This is a genomic window from Bacillus sp. cl95 (assembly GCF_900115925.1).
Taxonomy (GTDB): Bacteria; Bacillota; Bacilli; order Bacillales; family Cytobacillaceae; genus Neobacillus_A.
Genome location: NZ_FOYF01000015.1, coordinates 1 through 17,079, shown reverse-complemented (window position 1 = coordinate 17,079; position 17,079 = coordinate 1). Strand labels below are relative to the sequence as shown.

Here is a 17,079-nt window from a genome sequence, read left to right as displayed (position 1 = left end):
GCTAATGCGCCGCGGGCCCATCTGTAAGTGACAGCCGAAACCGTCTTTCAGCTTTTCCTCATGAGAGGAAAAGGATTATCCGGTATTAGCTCCGGTTTCCCGAAGTTATCCCAGTCTTACAGGCAGGTTGCCCACGTGTTACTCACCCGTCCGCCGCTGATATCAGGGAGCAAGCTCCCATCAATCCGCTCGACTTGCATGTATTAGGCACGCCGCCAGCGTTCGTCCTGAGCCAGGATCAAACTCTCCGTTAAAGAGTGAGATTAGCTCAATTACTAACTCTGGCAAGTTCCAGCAACAAAGTTGCTTTCGCTTGTTATTACTTGTTTGTTGACATTTTTGTTTGTTTAGTTTTCAAGGAACAATTTCGTCCGTCGCTCAGAAGCAACTATATCAATATAACATTTGCAGTTGTTTGTGTCAACAACTTTTTTCAATGTTTTATTTCGTTGTTTGTTAGCAACGTTTAATATAATAACATCAAAAGTTTATGTTGGTCAACACTAAATCATAAAAAAAATACCGCTAAAATGAATAGCGGCATTTTTCACTTCTATATAACCCAAGTTTGAATGGCCACTAGTGCAGCTAAACCGGGCAAACCTAGAAATCCTGATACAGCTGAAGTAGCAAAATTAATAGGTACATGAATTCCAAATTGGCTGCCAAAGGCATTCAAGAAGAATAAAAACAAAGCACCTATTAGAAGTTTGACTACACCTTGCCCTATAAACCTTAAAGGCTTAATCGGGGCTCCTGCAAATAATAGAATGATAATCAGTCCGCCTAACACTGAAATAACTACAATGGGTTCCACTGCGATCCCCCTTCTTTTTTCCATTCTTGTACTATTAACTTATGTACAAGCTCTAAAAAAAAGAACGGACTCCTCATTACCTAGTAATAGAAATATTACGTTCTTTTGCTTCTTTTAAAAGAAAAAAATACTTTGCTTCAGCTAACTTCGTTTCACACACAACTTCTGGTGATGGATCAAAACTTTTTTCAAGAAGCATTTTTTGTTGCTGCCAATCAACTTTAGATTGATCTAGCTGATGTAAAAACTTTTCATCAAATTCTTTTCGTAACCATCCTTTGCGTCGAAAAATCATAGCGTCCACCCTCCGGTTACTTCTTTATACTTCTTTATACTTCTCTTCTTCCTTCAAGTGCTTTTGAAAGGGTTACTTCATCAGCATATTCAAGATCGCCACCTACTGGCAATCCATGAGCGATTCTTGTTACTTTAATGCCCGAAGGTCTTAAGAGACGGGAAATGTACATAGCAGTCGCCTCCCCCTCAATATTAGGGTTAGTCGCCATGATTACCTCTTCCACTGTTTCATCCTGAAGCCTCTTAAGCAAGTTAGGAATATTGATATCCTCAGGACCAATACCATCCATTGGAGAGATAGCTCCTTGGAGAACATGGTATAAACCATTGAATTCTTTCATCTTTTCCATGGCTATAACGTCTTTTGGATCTTGCACGACACAAATCACACTTCGATCACGTCGGGAATCCTCACAAATATAACATGGGTCTTGGTCGGTAATATGACCACATACAGAGCAATAAGATAGATTCCGTTTTGCGTTTACGAGCGCCTTTGCGAAGTCTAGTACAGTGTCTTCTTTCATACTTAATACGAAAAAAGCCAGACGAGCGGCCGTTTTAGGGCCGATTCCTGGCAATTTCATAAAGCTGTCAATCAGCTTTGATATCGGTTCAGGATAATGCATCTTTCATCCTCCTAGATTAGAACAATCCCGGGATGTTCATTCCTTTTGTAAATTGCCCCATTGTATTATTTGTAAGCTCTTCCGCTTTTTTCATAGCGTCATTGGTAGCCGCTAATACAAGATCTTGCAGCATTTCAACATCGTCAGGATCTACAGCTTCAGGATTGATTTTCACTTCAACAACTTCTTTATGGCCTGTAACTGTAACAGTTACCATTCCGCCACCTGCTGTACCTTCAATTTTCTTTTCGCCTAGTTCCTCTTGCGCTTCCTGCATTTTCTTTTGCATTTTTTGCATTTGCTTCATCATGTTTTGCATATTTCCATTTCCACGCATCATCTTATCATTACCTCCAAATTTTTAATCGATAATTTCAACAAGATCAGGTCCAAACAATTTTTGCGCTTCCACAACTACTGGATCTTCTTGTTGTTTCTCATTGATTTCACTATCTTCAGCACCATGCTGGCTGCTCAGAAAGCTCTCCCTGATTCTTTGCCACTGTTCTTCCGGAGCTCCAACGAGTGTATACCTGGTACCCGTAAGGTCTTGAAACAGCTTAGCAATCACCTCAAGGAAACGATCATTTTCCATTGCCATTTGACAGTGTATCTCATATTTAAACTTTACCACAAAGGTAGACGTTGAAGCTGCTACAGGCTCTGCTTCAGTTAAAAGTGCAGCCTGAGACCGCATCTGTTGTTGATTAAGTCTGGATAGCATTTCGCCCCAATGACTTTTGATTATATTCAAATTCGCCTTTGTAGCTTGCTTTAACACTTCATTAATTTTACCAGCAGGAGCCTGGAAACCTTTTCTCGAACTGCGCTGAGTATTCTTTTGTGCCTGCTGACTCGTTTCTTGGGAAACTACTGTTGGACCATTTCTCTTAAGATCGTTCAATTCCCCTTCGAGTTGCTCAATGCGCTGTAACAATGGGCCAAAATCTGCAGAACCAACCGAACTCTGTTTTACACTTTCTAACTGACAAAGCTTTACGATAGCAACTTCAAGAAATACTCGTGGATGGTTTGTCCAGCGCATTTCTTGCTGAGCCTTGTTCAGCACTTCAATTAGCTGATATATCTGTTCCGCTGTAATTTCTCCAGACAATTGTTGAAAGTCTTCGTCCATCAAGACTCTTTCCATCGATTCTTCAAGTGAAGGTGCCGCTTTATAAAGAAGCATGTCTCGATAGTATAATATAAAGTCTTCCATAAACCTGCTTGGGTCTTTACCATGGTAGAGCAGTTCTTCCAGGGCAGCTAAACCTAATGCAGCATCATTTTGCTGAATGGAACGAGCAAGTGTATTAAGGAACCCTTGCGATACCGAACCAGTAACCGTTAAAGCATCTTCCACTTCCACCCGCTCATGACTAAAGGAAATCGCCTGGTCAAGTAAGCTCAAGGCATCCCTCATCCCACCTTCTGCAGCTCGCGCAATAATATTTAATGCGCGATCGTCACAATTGACTCCAGTCTCATCCACAATCAGTTTCATTCTTCCAACGATAGATTTTGCCGTGATTCTCTTAAAATCAAAACGCTGACAGCGTGAAATGATTGTTAGTGGAATTTTATGAGGTTCAGTGGTTGCTAAAATAAACATGACATGTTTCGGTGGTTCCTCTAGCGTTTTTAACAATGCATTGAAAGCTCCGATGGAAAGCATATGCACTTCATCTACAATATACACCTTATATTTAACTACACTTGGTGCATATTTGACCTTATCGCGAATATCACGAATTTCTTCAACGCCATTATTAGAAGCTGCATCGATCTCAATAACATCAGGAATCGATCCATCCGTTATCCCTTTACATGAAGCACACTCATTACACGGTTCGCTTACCGGGGCTCTTTCACAGTTGACTGCCTTAGCAAGAATCTTCGCTGCACTTGTTTTACCTGTTCCCCTTGGTCCGGAAAACAAGTAGGCATGTGAGATTTTCTGTTGAAGCAGGGCATTTTGCAGTGTCTTTGTCACGTGTTCCTGGCCGACTACATCTAAAAACTGCTGCGGACGCCATACACGATATAATGCTTGATAACTCAATTGACACCGCCCCTTCCTCTTTAATTACCATGTTTATTATACCGTAACTTAATTCTTTTTTACAAAATGAAATACGATAATTATACAAAAAACTCATCCCAGAATGGAATGAGTTTGATTATTCATATTAAACTGCCGTGCACCTTCCGTCGACTGACATCCATAAGCGTTACTTAAGCAGTTAGCTCGGCCCAGGCAACCCTGCGGCACATGGGAGCGTCCACTTAATGCTGCTTCCTTCCGGACCTGACATGGTTCATGGATTCCCATTGCGCAGGACCCGGGCGTCAACACCACTTACTTAAGGCAGACCCTACAGAATGTCAGCCTCAGGAAGGAGTTCAACCTCGCTAGAGCGGATTGCGAGTACAGGGCACCGCTACCTCCCCGTCTAGCACGGCAAAATTGATACCAAAGTTTAGGTTGTGTCCAACTCGACACATTCATAGTATAAAACCTTTTCTTCTAAAAAGCAATGCTTATCAACTGTCAATAGTTGTCTAATTATCCAATAGCATTCTCTTTGCTTTTTTCTCAGCTTTTTTTCTTTCCCTTAACTCGCGAAAAAAGGAAGATAGTAAATTGCTGCATTCCTCCTCTAGAACGCCAGTCACTACTTCGCTTTGATGATTAAATCTCTCGTCAGTTAAAAGATTCATGAATGTTCCAGCACAACCACCTTTCGGATCGGCCGCTCCATAGACCACCCGCTTTACCCGTGATAGGATAATGGCTCCAGAACACATTGCACAGGGTTCCAGTGTCACATACAACACTGTATCTTCTAGCCTCCATGTTCCAAGTTTGCGACACGCCTCTTCAATTGCCATCAGTTCGGCGTGTGCGACAGCACTTTGATTACTTTCCCGCAAATTGTATCCCCGGGAAATAATTTCACCATTTGAGACGATAACAGCTCCGATTGGCACTTCATTTTTAACTTCAGCTTTTTTTGCTTCTTTAATGGCTTCTTTCATAAAGTATTCATCTAATAGCCGACTGTCTTCCATTTATAGTCACCTCACTGTCTTTTTCAAAATGATATGTACTTTTCATAAACAGTTTTTACAGGATAAAAATTCTCCTTCTATTTAAAAATACTTATAAAGGAGAGATGTAAATTGAAAGGATTCGAGGAAACCCTTCCCGCTTTGCTTATCATAGATATGATAAACAAGTTTGATTTTACTCACGGTGAAATACTATCGCAAAAGGCGTCGCAAATTGCAGTGCCTATTAAAGAACTTAGAAATCTTTTCATTAAGCAGAAACTGCCTGTTATCTTCATAAACGATCACTATAATCTTTGGCAGGCAAACCTTGATCTCATCGTTGATTATTGCCGAAACGAACGAAGTGAACCCGTATTTAAGACCCTTCTCCCAGAAAAAGACGATTATTTCTTAATAAAGCCAAAGCATTCAGCTTTTTACGGCACAGCTTTGAATACATTGCTGCACTCATTGAAAGTAAATACACTCATCTTGTGCGGAATTGCCGGTAATATTTGTGTGTTATTCACGGCAAACGATGCATATATGCGTGAATACAAGCTCATTGTTCCGAAAAATACAATCGCTTCAACAGACGACCATGACAATTTGTATGCGATTAGAATGATGGAGAATGTTCTAAAAGCAGATGTCCAAAAGACAGCACAAGAAATTTATGAACATTATATCATTTCTCCTTCTCCTCCCTCATAAAATGTTTGTAGCGTTTAATGTCCGGGGAGGGACTGCACATGCAAATACATGTAGTGAAAAGAAACGATTCAATATATAGTATTGCCAGAACATACGGTTCTTCAGTTGCTGATATCGTTGAAGCGAATGAAATCCCAAATCCCAATAACCTTGTTATAGGGCAGACTTTAGTCATTCCTATTATCGGAAGCTTTTATTGGGTACAGTCCGGTGATAGTCTTTGGTCAATATCCCAAAAATTCGGCGTCTCTTACCAAGAACTCGCTAAAGTAAATAAGCTATCCGTTACTCAACCACTTTCAATTGGTTTCAGAATGTATATTCCAGCACAAAAGAAACGGAGTGCTGAATTTAACGGCTATGTAGAGCCGCGCGGTACGAGTGTCCCCGTTGCACTTGAAAACAGCGCACGCGAAGCGGCACCTTATTTAACCTATCTAGCTCCTTTCAGTTTCCAAGTGCTACGGGATGGTTCATTAAAAGAACCTCTTTTGAATAATTTCCCGGCGATCGCTAAAGCCAATAACAATGTTCTGATGATGGTACTAACCAATCAAGAAAATGACCAATTCAGCGATGAACTGGGCAGGATCATCTTAAATGACATGGCCATTCAGGATAAATTCCTCAATAATGTCGTTGCAACAGCAAAGAAATATAACTTCCGTGATATCCACTTTGACTTTGAGTTCCTGCGCCCAGCAGACCGAGAAGCATATAATCGCTTCCTTAGAAAAGCGAGAGATCGATTTAAAAAGGAAGGCTGGCTAATCTCTACCGCTTTGGCCCCGAAAACAAGTGCTACTCAAAAAGGAAAATGGTATGAAGCCCACGATTATAAAGCACATGGAGAAATCGTCGACTTTGTTGTCATCATGACTTATGAATGGGGATATAGCGGAGGACCTGCCATGCCTGTCTCTCCTATTGGACCAGTAAGAGACGTTCTGAAATATGCTATCACCGAAATACCCCCTGGAAAAATTCTGATGGGTCAAAATTTATACGGCTATGATTGGACATTGCCGTTTGTTCAAGGAAGCCAGGCGAAAGCCGTTAGTCCACAACAGGCCATTCTGCTCGCTGCCAAGTATAACGTCGCCATTCAATATGATGAAAAAGCGCAAGCACCGTTCTTCAAATATGTTGACGAGAAAGGTAAACAACACGAAGTATGGTTCGAAGATGCCAGGTCCATCCAAGCGAAGTTCAACTTGATTAAAGAACTTAAGATACGGGGTATGAGTTATTGGAAACTTGGACTTTCTTTCCCTCAAAACTGGCTTTTAATAGTAGAAAACTTTAATGTCGTTAAGCGCCCTTCTTGATCTAACTTTCAAAATTCCAATTCCATCTAAAAGTCTCAAATATTTTTATTAAAGTCTATTTTCGCATTGATTGTTGCTTTTACGAAAAATGCAACAACACGCATATATTCATATTTCGTGCTCTTTTCCTTAATATTAAAATTCTCAAGCTAAATTCCAATGGTATCATTATAGAAAAATCCCTACTGCCGGCTCTTTCTTGTTCCAAAAACAACAAAATTTAAGAAAAGAGCCTTATTAAAAATAACGATTCAAATTTCAGGATATGCACCTTAATTCCTTGTACCGGCTGCCGTTCATCGGCAGCTTTTTTTTGCATAAAAGATTTACTTTAAACGAGGCAAATATTCCATATCCCTTCCTGTCCGGATTATGTTAAAATACTCTAAGTGTCATTAAAAATATTGTAGAACGGTGTCATTTATCTGGTATTCTTACCGGCTAAAATATAAAAGATATGGTAGACAGAGAAGGGGGACATACAATGGGAGAAACGCCTTTTATCACTGTAGAAGGCCCAATTGGTGTCGGAAAAACATCTCTTGCAAAAGCGATTTCCGATCAATTCCAGACGGCATTATTAAAAGAGATCGTGGATGAAAATCCATTCCTCGGAAAATTTTACGAAAACATAGAAGAGTGGAGTTTCCAAACGGAAATGTTTTTTCTTTGTAATCGATATAAGCAATTGAGTGACATCAATAGCCATTATTTGATTAAAAATAAGTCTGTCGTTGCTGATTATCATATTTTCAAGAATTTGATATTTGCACAGCGCTCATTAAATGAAGCTGAGTACAAAAAGTACTACCAAATATATCAAATCCTTACTGCGGATATGCCGAAGCCAAATGTCATCATCTACTTACACGCAAGCCTCGATACGCTTCTAAAAAGAATTGAAATGCGCGGCCGCGAAATTGAAAAGAAAATCAGCCCATTATACTTGGAACAACTTTCACTTGATTATGAGCAGGCCATCACGAGCTTTGAAAAACAACACCCAGAGATTCCTGTACTCCGCTTTAATGGCGATGAAATAGACTTTGTAAAAAATGAAGCTGATTTGACTTACATCATAGAAAAGCTATCACAATCATTAAAAAAAGGAGTTTACAACCATGAATCTTCGAAGTAAATATGGCATTCCTAGCAATGCAGTCATTACAATTGCAGGTACAGTAGGTGTTGGTAAGTCTACAATGACAAACGCACTTGCAAATGCCCTTGGGTTTAGAACTTCTTTTGAAAAAGTCGATACCAACCCGTACCTTGATAAATTTTATGCTGATTTCCAGCGTTGGAGTTTCCATTTGCAAATCTATTTCCTTGCTGAACGCTTCAAAGAGCAAAAGCGCATTTTTGAATATGGCGGCGGTTTTATCCAAGACCGTTCCATCTACGAAGATACTGGTATTTTTGCAAAGATGCACTTTGAAAAAGGAACAATGTCTATGGTTGATTATGAAACTTACACCAGTTTGTTTGATGCCATGGTTATGACACCTTATTTCCCACATCCGGACCTATTAATTTATCTTGAAGGGTCACTTGAAGATATCTTATCTCGTATCAAGGAACGTGGTCGTCCAATGGAACAGCAAACACCTGTTGCTTATTGGGAAGAAATGCACCAGCGATACGAAAACTGGGTAAACAACTTCAATGCATGCCCTGTACTGAGACTTAACATCAATGAATATGACATCATGAGTGATGAGGGATCAATAGAACCAATCATTGAACGCATCTCCCATTTCATCCGTCAAACTCAATTGTTAAAAAAATAAACCGCCGATATGGCGGTTTATTTTTTTTATGAGTATTATTTTTGAGCATAAAAAAATCGTTGCAAATTGCAACGATTTTTATCTCCAGTATTTATGCGCGATAGTTAATGTAAAAATGGAGGAGGTAGAGGGATTCGAACCCCCGCGCGGTGTTACCCGCCTGTCGGTTTTCAAGACCGATCCCTTCAGCCGGACTTGGGTATACCTCCGTTTCGACATAGATTAATATATCATATGGGATCTACATCGTCAACATTTTCATGAAACTTTTTTTAAAGAAATTGTGGGGAAGAAAATTCCCCACAAACTCACTATTCTGGCTTGATAATATCACGATTTCCCATGTATGGACGCAATACTTCTGGAATGACAACACTTCCGTCAGCTTGCTGATAATTCTCTAATATTGCTGCCACAGTTCGGCCGATAGCCAAACCAGATCCATTTAGTGTATGAACATGCTCTGGCTTTCCTTTCGCTTCACGGCGGAAACGGATATTTGCACGTCTTGCTTGGAAACCTTCGAAATTACTACAAGAAGAAATTTCTCGGTACATTTCATAACTTGGAATCCAAACTTCAATATCGTATTTCTTTGCAGCAGTAAAACCAAGATCACCTGTACACATGCTTAACACGCGGTATGGAAGTCCAAGAAGTTGTAGAACTTTTTCAGCATCTGCTGTTAGTTTCTCTAGTTCCTCATAAGAGTCTTCCGGCTTAACAAACTTAACAAGCTCAACCTTATTGAATTGATGCTGACGGATAAGTCCTCGTGTATCACGGCCTGCAGAACCTGCCTCAGAGCGGAAACATGCGCTGAATGCTGCATAACGGATAGGAAGCTCGTCTGCGCTCAGGATTTCATCGCGATGCATATTGGTAACAGGTACTTCTGCTGTCGGAATTAAGAAATAATCTTCCTTTTCAATCAGGAAAGCATCTTCTTCAAATTTAGGAAGCTGACCTGTACCTGTCATACTTGCGCGGTTCACCATGTAAGGAGGAAGAACTTCCTTATAACCATGTTCATCAACATGCAAATCAAGCATGAAGTTGATAAGAGCACGTTCCAGTCTAGCACCTAACCCTTTGTAAAATACAAAACGACTTCCTGTGACTTTTCCTGCACGTTCAAAATCGATGATACCAAGGCCATCAGCTATATCCCAGTGAGGTTTTGCTTCAAAGTCGAACTGGCGAATTTCTCCCCATTTACGTGCTTCTACATTGTCATCCTCTGTTTCTCCAACTGGAACACTTTCATGCGGAATATTTGGAATGCTTAAAAGAAGCATTTCTAATGTTTCTTCTACCCCTCGTAACTCATCATCCAGCTCTTTAATGCGGTCACCAACTTCACGCATTTCAGTGATCAGGTGGTCTGCATCTTTTTTCTCACGCTTTAATGTCGCCACTTGTTGAGAAACATCATTACGCTTGCTCTTAAGTTGCTCAGCTTCGACGATTAATTCGCGGCGACGAACATCCAGATCTTCAAACTTACCAAGATCAGTAAGGTCTTCTCCACGATGTTTCAATAATTCTTTTACTTCTTCAAAATTGTTTCTTAAGTGTTTAAGATCTAACATTCTTAACAGCTCCTTTTTCATTTCTTACATCGTCTTCTCCGTTAGATGACATTTGGAAAGACTAAAAAACACAAAAAACTCCCGTCCCCAAAAGGGACGAGAGTTACCCGCGTTGCCACCCTAGTTGATAGCATATAACTGCTATCCACTTAATCCATAACGGTTTATAACCGAAAGTATTTACTGACTGCTAGCGCAGCGTTCCATACTCTGCTCAAGGACGGATTCACATGTGTCATGTACTGGTTTCCACCAACCACCAGCTCTCTAGAACATCAAACAGCATGCTACTATTTCCTCTCAAAGCTTTAACGATATAAGAAAATTTTGTAATTAATAATTTACTATAATTATGAGCACAATGCAAACAAATTATGCAAACTGTTTTTTCTTTGCTTCTTTCACCATTTCTATGAAGTAAGCAGTTAAACGGTGATCATCAGTTAGTTCGGGATGGAAGCTGCAACCAAGGAATTGGCCTTCTCTCGCCGCCACTATTCTCCCGTTATGCTTCGCTAATATCTCAACATTTTCGCCGGCTTCCATGATATGTGGAGCACGGATGAATACCGCCGTAAAATCTTCTGCGACATCTCTAATATCAAGATCTGCTTCAAAACTTTCACGTTGACGACCAAATGAATTACGCTCAACCAACACATTCATCACACCGATATGTGGTGAGTCATAACCTGCAATATTTTTAGCAAGTAAGATGAGACCAGCACAAGTACCGAACATGGGTTTTCCGTCTGCAGCGAATTTCTTAAGCTCATCCATGAAATCATATTTATCAATTAACTTACGCATTGTCGTACTTTCGCCGCCCGGTAGAATTAACCCATCCACCTCTGAGAGTTGTTCTTTCGTCTTAATGACAACTGCCTCAGCTCCACTCTCTTCGATGGAACGGACATGCTCCCTTACAGCACCTTGTAATGCGAGTACACCTATTTTAACCATGATTACCAACCGCGATCCTGCATACGTGCGCTAGGAGCAAGTGAAGAGATTTCGATCCCTTTCATAGCAATTCCAAGGTCTTTAGAAATCTCAGCGATTAACTTATAGTCTTGGAAGTGAGTTGTTGCTTCAACAATCGCTCGAGCAAATCTTGCAGGGTTATCTGACTTGAAGATACCCGATCCAACGAAAACGCCATCTGCCCCTAGTTGCATCATTAACGCCGCATCAGCAGGAGTTGCTACCCCACCAGCAGCGAAGTTTACAACGGGAAGACGTCCAAGACGCTTAATTTCAAGAAGAAGCTCATATGGTGCTCCTAGAAGCTTAGCTTCTGTCATGATTTCATCTTCATTCATCGTAACTAATTTACGAACTTGACCATTTACTTTACGCATGTGGCGGACAGCCTCAACAATGTTCCCAGTACCTGGTTCACCTTTTGTACGAAGCATGGATGCTCCTTCACCAATACGTCGAGCAGCTTCACCTAAATCACGGCAACCACACACGAATGGAACGGTGAAATCTCGCTTGTTTAAGTGGTATTCTTCATCTGCAGGAGTCAATACTTCACTTTCGTCAATATAATCAACGCCCATAGCTTCAAGGACGCGGGCTTCTACGATATGACCGATTCGCGCTTTAGCCATAACCGGAATTGAAACCGCGTTCATTACTTCCTCAACAATACGAGGGTCAGCCATACGTGCTACACCGCCTGCTGCACGAATATCTGATGGCACACGCTCAAGAGCCATTACCGCAACTGCTCCTGCTTCTTCAGCAATTTTAGCCTGTTCAGCATTTACAACGTCCATAATGACGCCGCCTTTTTGCATTTCGGCCATTCCCCTTTTAACACGATCTGTACCTGTTTTCATTGTTAAGCCCCCTTTGATAATACTTTCTTTTTGTCTTGTTATGAATATGAATAAATCTTCTTTCCATTAGCAAGGAAAAGATATGTATTCCACTGGAATGTTTCCGTTTCCCTAATGAAAATAAACAACAAAAAGAGGTTCATGTCAAGACACGAACCCCTTCATATTTTAAAACAAACCTTTAATAGCTGATGAAATGCTGCCAAAAAGATCTCCGAAGAATCCACCAATGCCTCTCATCATAAGAACAAACCAATTCGATTTCTCAACTGTTTCAGTTGCGACAACGTCAGCTTGAATTTTCTTTTCGCCTTCTTTTGATAAGAAACTTAATTTTTCGCCATCTTTCGCTTGAAGGACAACGTAGCCGACCTTCTCACCTTTCTTCACTGGCGCAGTTAATTCTCCATCTTTATTCAATTTCTTTTTATCTAAAACTAAAACAGGTTTATATTTAGCTTTTTCACCATTCTTAACGATCATTGTAATTGCATTTTTCGTCTTGATTTTAACACTATCCTCTTTTCCTTTGGTAACCGGAAGGGACTTCTTGTTTTTTATGACGTAATTCTTAGGAAGTAATTCTTCCTTACCAAAGTTCGTAAAAGCATAATCGAACATTTTGCGTGTTTCGTCAAAACGTGCCTTATAATCGCCTTTGCCGCTTGCATTTTTCGCATTCATTACTACTGTGATAAAACGTTTGCCATCACGTTTCGCAGTACCCGTAAAACAGTACCCTGCGAAATCTGTCGTACCTGTTTTAAGACCATCTGCACCTTCATAACCAAAAACAAGTTTCGGAAGCATCCAGTTCCAGTTATCCATCTTGATTTCATCATCTGTACCTTCTCTGAATTTCTTAGTCGGCGTGCTTGCCGTTTCTAATATTTCAGGAAAATCATTAATCAAATGAAAAGCTAACTTGGCGGTTGCACGAGCAGACATAACATTTTCATCCTCTGCTCCCGAACCTTCAGGATGTAGACCTTTTAAATCACGGTTGTTCAAACCAGTTGAGTTTACAAATTTATAATCTTTCAAATCAAGTTTCTTAGCTTTATCATTCATCATTTTAACAAAGTTTGCTTCAGAACCTGCCAACACTTCAGCAAGGGCCATTGTTGCACCATTTGCAGAATAGATTGTCATCGCTTCATAAAGTTCTCTTACTTTGTACTTTCCATCTCGTCTAAGTGGTACATTGGATAATCCACGGTCTTGTGATACTTGCCAAACAACTTCACTTACACCGTATTCTTGATCCCACTTTACTCTACCTTCTTTGATCGCTTCTAATAACAAATACTCAGTCATCATCTTTGTCATTGAGGCAATACCTAAAACATTGTCTGCATTTTGCTCAAATAGGACTTTCCCTGTTTCAGCTTCAACAAGAATAGCAGCGTCACCCTTTATTGTTAAACCCTCTTGGGCTTGTACATTTTCAACCTGAGTGAAAACACTTAGAAACAAGATGAGTGCCATAGAAATAGCCATAAGTTTTTTAAAAAATTGTTTATTCACTGCAACGCCCTCCGTCGATTTTATACACTTTGGTTATTTTAACATACCTATCGTTGAAAGCATAGACAGAGCAATTACCTATATCTACAACTTCCATCCCTCTAAATTACCTATTTTATAAAAACAATAATCCTGTTTAAGAAACAGATTATTATCAAAATGGCACAGTTAGGTTACTTTGTCGATATTAAAAAGAATCACCTGCAACATTTTCGTATACTCTGCTTATAGATTGGAGTAGTTGATTTCCGTTCTAGGATGGCGAGCATGAGTCTCGCACCTTCCTCTTTAATCAACCAAATCCATAAAATCAACAACGCACTTTAACATAGTCAAATAATAAAACCCGCGGAGCATATACTCTCGCGGGATTATTCGTTTTACATTGAATAGTTCGGTGCTTCTTTTGTTATTTGGACATCATGTGGGTGACTCTCTCTTAAACCAGCGCCTGTCATTTTGATAAACTGAGATTTCTCTCTTAGTTCAAATAAGTCCTTTGTCCCACAATACCCCATACCAGATTTTAGTCCACCTACTAATTGGTAAATTGTTTCTGCTAAAGGTCCCTTGTATGGGATACGTCCTTCAATACCTTCTGGAACGAATTTTTTGTTATCTTCTTGGAAATAACGATCTTTAGATCCTTTTTCCATCGCACCTACAGAACCCATTCCACGATATACTTTAAAACGACGACCTTGGAAGATTTCCGTCTCACCAGGGCTTTCTGTAACCCCAGCAAGTAAACTTCCTAGCATTACTGCATGTCCGCCAGCTGCTAAAGCTTTTACGATGTCGCCTGAATATTTGATACCACCATCGGCAATAATCGATTTCCCATGCTTCCTAGCTTCTGTCGCACAATCAAAAACTGCAGTAATCTGTGGAACTCCAACTCCTGCAACAACCCGTGTGGTACAGATGGAACCTGGTCCAATTCCGACCTTCACAACATCAGCGCCAGCTTCAATCAAATCTTTCGTCGCTTCCGCAGTTGCCACATTGCCTGCGATAATAGTCAATTCAGGATAACTATTGCGAATTTGTCTTACCGTATCGAGAACACCTTTAGAATGTCCATGAGCCGTATCAACAACAATCGCATCGACATTCGCTTTGACCAACATCTCTACCCTCTTCATGGTATCAGATGTTACTCCAACTGCAGCTCCTGCTAATAGTCTACCTTGCTTATCTTTAGCAGAATGAGGGAACTCAATTACTTTTTCAATGTCCTTGATTGTAATAAGTCCTTTTAAGACCCCTTCTTCATCTACCAAAGGAAGCTTTTCAATTTTATGTTTTTGAAGAATCTTTTCTGCATCCGCAAGTGTTGTACCGACTGGCGCAGTTACAAGTTCTTCTCTTGTCATTACATCGGATATTTGAATTGAATAATCATGACCTTGAATAAAACGAAGATCTCGGTTTGTAATAATTCCTACAAGTTTTTGTTCTTCAAGGTTATTAACGATTGGTACACCGGAGATTCGGTATTTACCCATCAAGTGTTCTGCATCAAAAACTTGGTGATCGGGTGTGAGGAAAAATGGATCGGTAATGACTCCACTCTCGGAGCGCTTAACTTTTTCTACTTGCTCAGCTTGCTGCTCTATAGACATGTTCTTATGGATGATACCCATTCCGCCTTGTCGAGCCATACTAATGGCCATTTCGGCTTCAGTCACAGTATCCATCCCAGCACTGATGATGGGGATATTAAGTTTTATATTCTTAGATAACTCAACACTAAGGCTGACATCTCGAGGCAAAACTTCCGATTTTGCAGGTACCAGTAATACATCATCAAACGTTAATCCTTCTTTAACAAACTTATTTTCCCACATGTTCATTCCTCCCGATCAAAAAAATATTATTTGTAGGTTATCAATTGGACAAAATACTGTCAAGGACGTAACAAAAATTTTAACTTTTCAAAAAATAGGGAGTAGGTATGACATATGCACTTTTCATATAAAGGTTGGCAAAATTATTCTTTCTTTTTCTCAGCGGAGAATACACAGAGATTTTTAAAAAAATGTTACCAAAAACAAAATATAGAAAATGCTGAGCAAAAAAGCTTTGAAAATTGCTATAGCTTTATCTATTACTTGGAACATGGTCAAATTTATTACGAACAAGCCCACAAAAGTCCACTTCTTATCCAACCTGTCTTATTATTTTATGGATTTGTTCATCTAATTAAAGCATGCATCCTTACAGTCGAACCTTCCTATCCAGAATCAACTTCAGTGTTGGCACATGGGGTCTCCACTAGGAAAAGAAAAAAACAGAACTATAACTTCTTTCAGGATGAGGTTCGATTTCAAAAAAATGGTCTCTTTCCCTTCATGTCGGAAAAATTGTTTCACATGGAACAACTTGAAGGAGATAAAGCTGCGATGGAAGACTTGCTTAGGGGAATTCCGGAACTTAGCGAAATGTTCTATTTGTTGGAAGGAAAACACTCTTTTGTTACAGTACCTCACGAGGAGTCATCTTTTTTTCTTCCTGAATTTTTATTAGATAACTTTCACATGACAAAAAATCGTTTTCAAGACTTTTTAAGATCGAAGCTTTCACAACAAGTTTCGTTTCCGGAGGGAGAAAGACTCGCAATCCTTTTTGAAGAGATGCCGACTAATGACATAAGTCCACTTAAATTTAATCTTGAAGAACAGTCATTTGGAATGCCTGTTCATAAGACAGAGCTGTTAGAATTCCCTGAATTACTAATTCACTACTTGTTACTTTATAATTTAAGCATGATTGCCAGGTATGAAACTGAATGGTGGAGTGAGCTTACTAAGATGATGCCGAATAAGGATTATCCTTTTATAAAAGCTTTCTTGAACATCAGTCATCAAAAAGGACCATTTTTAGTGTTTCAGTACTTATTAGGATTGAAGTAATATTTAGAAGTTTTTTTAGTGGTGCATTTTACTAAAAAAATTAGGAGTTGTGGAATATGTCAGGAGAATTGATGAAACTTGTCGTTTTCCTTCCTCCACAAAATTAGACATTTTTCACGTTATGTTTTCTTAGCTTATTTAATGATTATTGTCGATGTAACTAGTAATATTTTTTCTTGGTAATGTCTTATTTCTAGAAGACTTTTTTAAAAACACAAAAAAAGAACAGCACAACGGCTGTTCTTTCAAATTGCCCGGCGGCGTCCTACTCTCACAGGGGGAGAGCCCCCAACTACCATCGGCGCTGAGAAGCTTAACTTCCGTGTTCGGTATGGGAACGGGTGTGACCTTCTCGCTATCGCCACCAGACTATTTTGTTTTTGAGGTTCATTCCCTCAAAACTAGATAATGTTAGAAGAAGAGTAAAAACGAGTTCACCTTTTTAAATCTTTGACTTTGGTTAAGTCCTCGATCTATTAGTATCAGTCAGCTCCACACGTCGCCGCGCTTCCACCTCTGACCTATCAACCTGATCATCTTTCAGGGATCTTACTAGCTTACGCTATGGG

16 protein-coding genes, 1 tRNA gene, 3 rRNA genes, 1 other RNA gene and 1 other annotated feature are annotated in these 17,079 nt (G+C 39.8%); of the genes, 5 read left to right on the top strand and 16 right to left on the bottom strand.

Annotation, left to right across the window (positions count from 1 at the left end; translation table 11 throughout):
* From BMZ31_RS19825 to tadA, 8 genes are all read right to left on the bottom strand, one after another.
* Positions 1 to 254 (bottom strand): 16S ribosomal RNA (locus BMZ31_RS19825); the annotation flags it as partial.
* A 299-nt stretch (positions 255 to 553) separates the two neighbouring features.
* Entirely contained in the window at positions 554 to 817 is a 264-nt protein-coding gene (locus BMZ31_RS19820; protein ID WP_090833645.1) for a pro-sigmaK processing inhibitor BofA family protein, read from the bottom strand.
* A 76-nt stretch (positions 818 to 893) separates the two neighbouring features.
* The gene (locus tag BMZ31_RS19815) at positions 894 to 1,112 is read right to left on the bottom strand and encodes a YaaL family protein (RefSeq protein WP_090833644.1); all 219 of its coding nucleotides are present in this window, start codon (positions 1,110 to 1,112) and stop codon (positions 894 to 896) included.
* Positions 1,113 to 1,146: 34 nt separating this feature from the next.
* Positions 1,147 to 1,743 (bottom strand): recombination mediator RecR, encoded by a 597-nt coding sequence (gene recR / locus BMZ31_RS19810; RefSeq protein WP_090833643.1) that lies wholly within the window; start codon positions 1,741 to 1,743, stop codon positions 1,147 to 1,149.
* Between the two features lie 16 nt (positions 1,744 to 1,759).
* Positions 1,760 to 2,083, bottom strand: coding sequence for a YbaB/EbfC family nucleoid-associated protein (locus BMZ31_RS19805; RefSeq protein WP_175478190.1), 324 nt, complete (start codon positions 2,081 to 2,083; stop codon positions 1,760 to 1,762).
* A 21-nt stretch (positions 2,084 to 2,104) separates the two neighbouring features.
* Positions 2,105 to 3,805, bottom strand: coding sequence for a DNA polymerase III subunit gamma/tau (gene dnaX / locus BMZ31_RS19800; protein WP_090833642.1), 1,701 nt, complete (start codon positions 3,803 to 3,805; stop codon positions 2,105 to 2,107).
* A gap of 135 nt (positions 3,806 to 3,940) precedes the next feature.
* An RNA gene (ffs, locus tag BMZ31_RS19795) (signal recognition particle sRNA large type) lies at positions 3,941 to 4,205 on the bottom strand.
* 100 nt (positions 4,206 to 4,305) lie between these two features.
* Positions 4,306 to 4,815, bottom strand: coding sequence for a tRNA adenosine(34) deaminase TadA (tadA, locus tag BMZ31_RS19790; protein WP_090833641.1), 510 nt, complete (start codon positions 4,813 to 4,815; stop codon positions 4,306 to 4,308).
* A gap of 111 nt (positions 4,816 to 4,926) precedes the next feature.
* Here tadA and BMZ31_RS19785 point away from each other — a divergent pair, with 111 nt between their 5' ends.
* The 4 genes from BMZ31_RS19785 (at position 4,927) to BMZ31_RS19770 (ending at position 8,629) form a co-directional block, all read left to right on the top strand.
* The gene (locus tag BMZ31_RS19785; protein WP_302846865.1) at positions 4,927 to 5,511 is read left to right on the top strand and encodes a cysteine hydrolase family protein; all 585 of its coding nucleotides are present in this window, start codon (positions 4,927 to 4,929) and stop codon (positions 5,509 to 5,511) included.
* A gap of 38 nt (positions 5,512 to 5,549) precedes the next feature.
* The gene (locus BMZ31_RS19780) at positions 5,550 to 6,839 is read left to right on the top strand and encodes a glycoside hydrolase family 18 protein (protein ID WP_090833640.1); all 1,290 of its coding nucleotides are present in this window, start codon (positions 5,550 to 5,552) and stop codon (positions 6,837 to 6,839) included.
* Positions 6,840 to 7,323: 484 nt separating this feature from the next.
* Positions 7,324 to 7,977 carry a deoxynucleoside kinase gene (locus BMZ31_RS19775; RefSeq protein WP_090833639.1) on the top strand — a complete coding sequence of 218 codons (654 nt, stop codon included), beginning with the start codon at positions 7,324 to 7,326 and terminating at the stop codon, positions 7,975 to 7,977.
* Positions 7,961 to 8,629, top strand: a complete 669-nt coding sequence (locus BMZ31_RS19770) for a deoxynucleoside kinase (RefSeq protein ID WP_090833638.1) — start codon at positions 7,961 to 7,963, stop codon at positions 8,627 to 8,629. Before BMZ31_RS19775 ends, BMZ31_RS19770 begins: the two co-directional genes overlap by 17 nt.
* A 116-nt stretch (positions 8,630 to 8,745) precedes the next feature.
* Here BMZ31_RS19770 and BMZ31_RS19765 read toward each other — a convergent pair.
* The 6 genes from BMZ31_RS19765 to guaB all read right to left on the bottom strand — a co-directional run bounded on the left by BMZ31_RS19765 (position 8,746) and on the right by guaB (position 15,445).
* Positions 8,746 to 8,838, bottom strand: a tRNA-Ser gene (locus tag BMZ31_RS19765).
* A 102-nt stretch (positions 8,839 to 8,940) separates the two neighbouring features.
* The gene (serS, locus tag BMZ31_RS19760; RefSeq protein ID WP_090833637.1) at positions 8,941 to 10,221 is read right to left on the bottom strand and encodes a serine--tRNA ligase; all 1,281 of its coding nucleotides are present in this window, start codon (positions 10,219 to 10,221) and stop codon (positions 8,941 to 8,943) included.
* 89 nt (positions 10,222 to 10,310) lie between these two features.
* Positions 10,311 to 10,534, bottom strand: a binding site (T-box leader).
* A 59-nt stretch (positions 10,535 to 10,593) separates the two neighbouring features.
* Positions 10,594 to 11,184 carry a pyridoxal 5'-phosphate synthase glutaminase subunit PdxT gene (pdxT, locus tag BMZ31_RS19755; RefSeq protein WP_090833636.1) on the bottom strand — a complete coding sequence of 197 codons (591 nt, stop codon included), beginning with the start codon at positions 11,182 to 11,184 and terminating at the stop codon, positions 10,594 to 10,596.
* A 2-nt stretch (positions 11,185 to 11,186) separates the two neighbouring features.
* On the bottom strand, positions 11,187 to 12,068 hold the full coding sequence (pdxS, locus tag BMZ31_RS19750; protein WP_090833635.1) for a pyridoxal 5'-phosphate synthase lyase subunit PdxS: 882 nt from the start codon (positions 12,066 to 12,068) through the stop codon (positions 11,187 to 11,189).
* Positions 12,069 to 12,236: 168 nt separating this feature from the next.
* Positions 12,237 to 13,568 (bottom strand): serine hydrolase, encoded by a 1,332-nt coding sequence (locus BMZ31_RS19745; protein ID WP_175478191.1) that lies wholly within the window; start codon positions 13,566 to 13,568, stop codon positions 12,237 to 12,239.
* A 407-nt stretch (positions 13,569 to 13,975) separates the two neighbouring features.
* The gene (gene guaB / locus BMZ31_RS19740; protein ID WP_090833633.1) at positions 13,976 to 15,445 is read right to left on the bottom strand and encodes an IMP dehydrogenase; all 1,470 of its coding nucleotides are present in this window, start codon (positions 15,443 to 15,445) and stop codon (positions 13,976 to 13,978) included.
* 114 nt (positions 15,446 to 15,559) lie between these two features.
* On the opposite strand from guaB, the gene BMZ31_RS19735 reads away from it, so the two are divergent.
* Positions 15,560 to 16,510 (top strand): YaaC family protein, encoded by a 951-nt coding sequence (locus tag BMZ31_RS19735; protein WP_090833632.1) that lies wholly within the window; start codon positions 15,560 to 15,562, stop codon positions 16,508 to 16,510.
* A gap of 252 nt (positions 16,511 to 16,762) precedes the next feature.
* On the opposite strand, the gene rrf is transcribed toward BMZ31_RS19735, so the two are convergent.
* Together rrf and BMZ31_RS19725 are read right to left on the bottom strand one after the other, a co-directional pair.
* A 5S ribosomal RNA gene (rrf, locus tag BMZ31_RS19730) occupies positions 16,763 to 16,879 on the bottom strand.
* Positions 16,880 to 16,966: 87 nt separating this feature from the next.
* Positions 16,967 to 17,079 (bottom strand): 23S ribosomal RNA (locus BMZ31_RS19725); the annotation flags it as partial.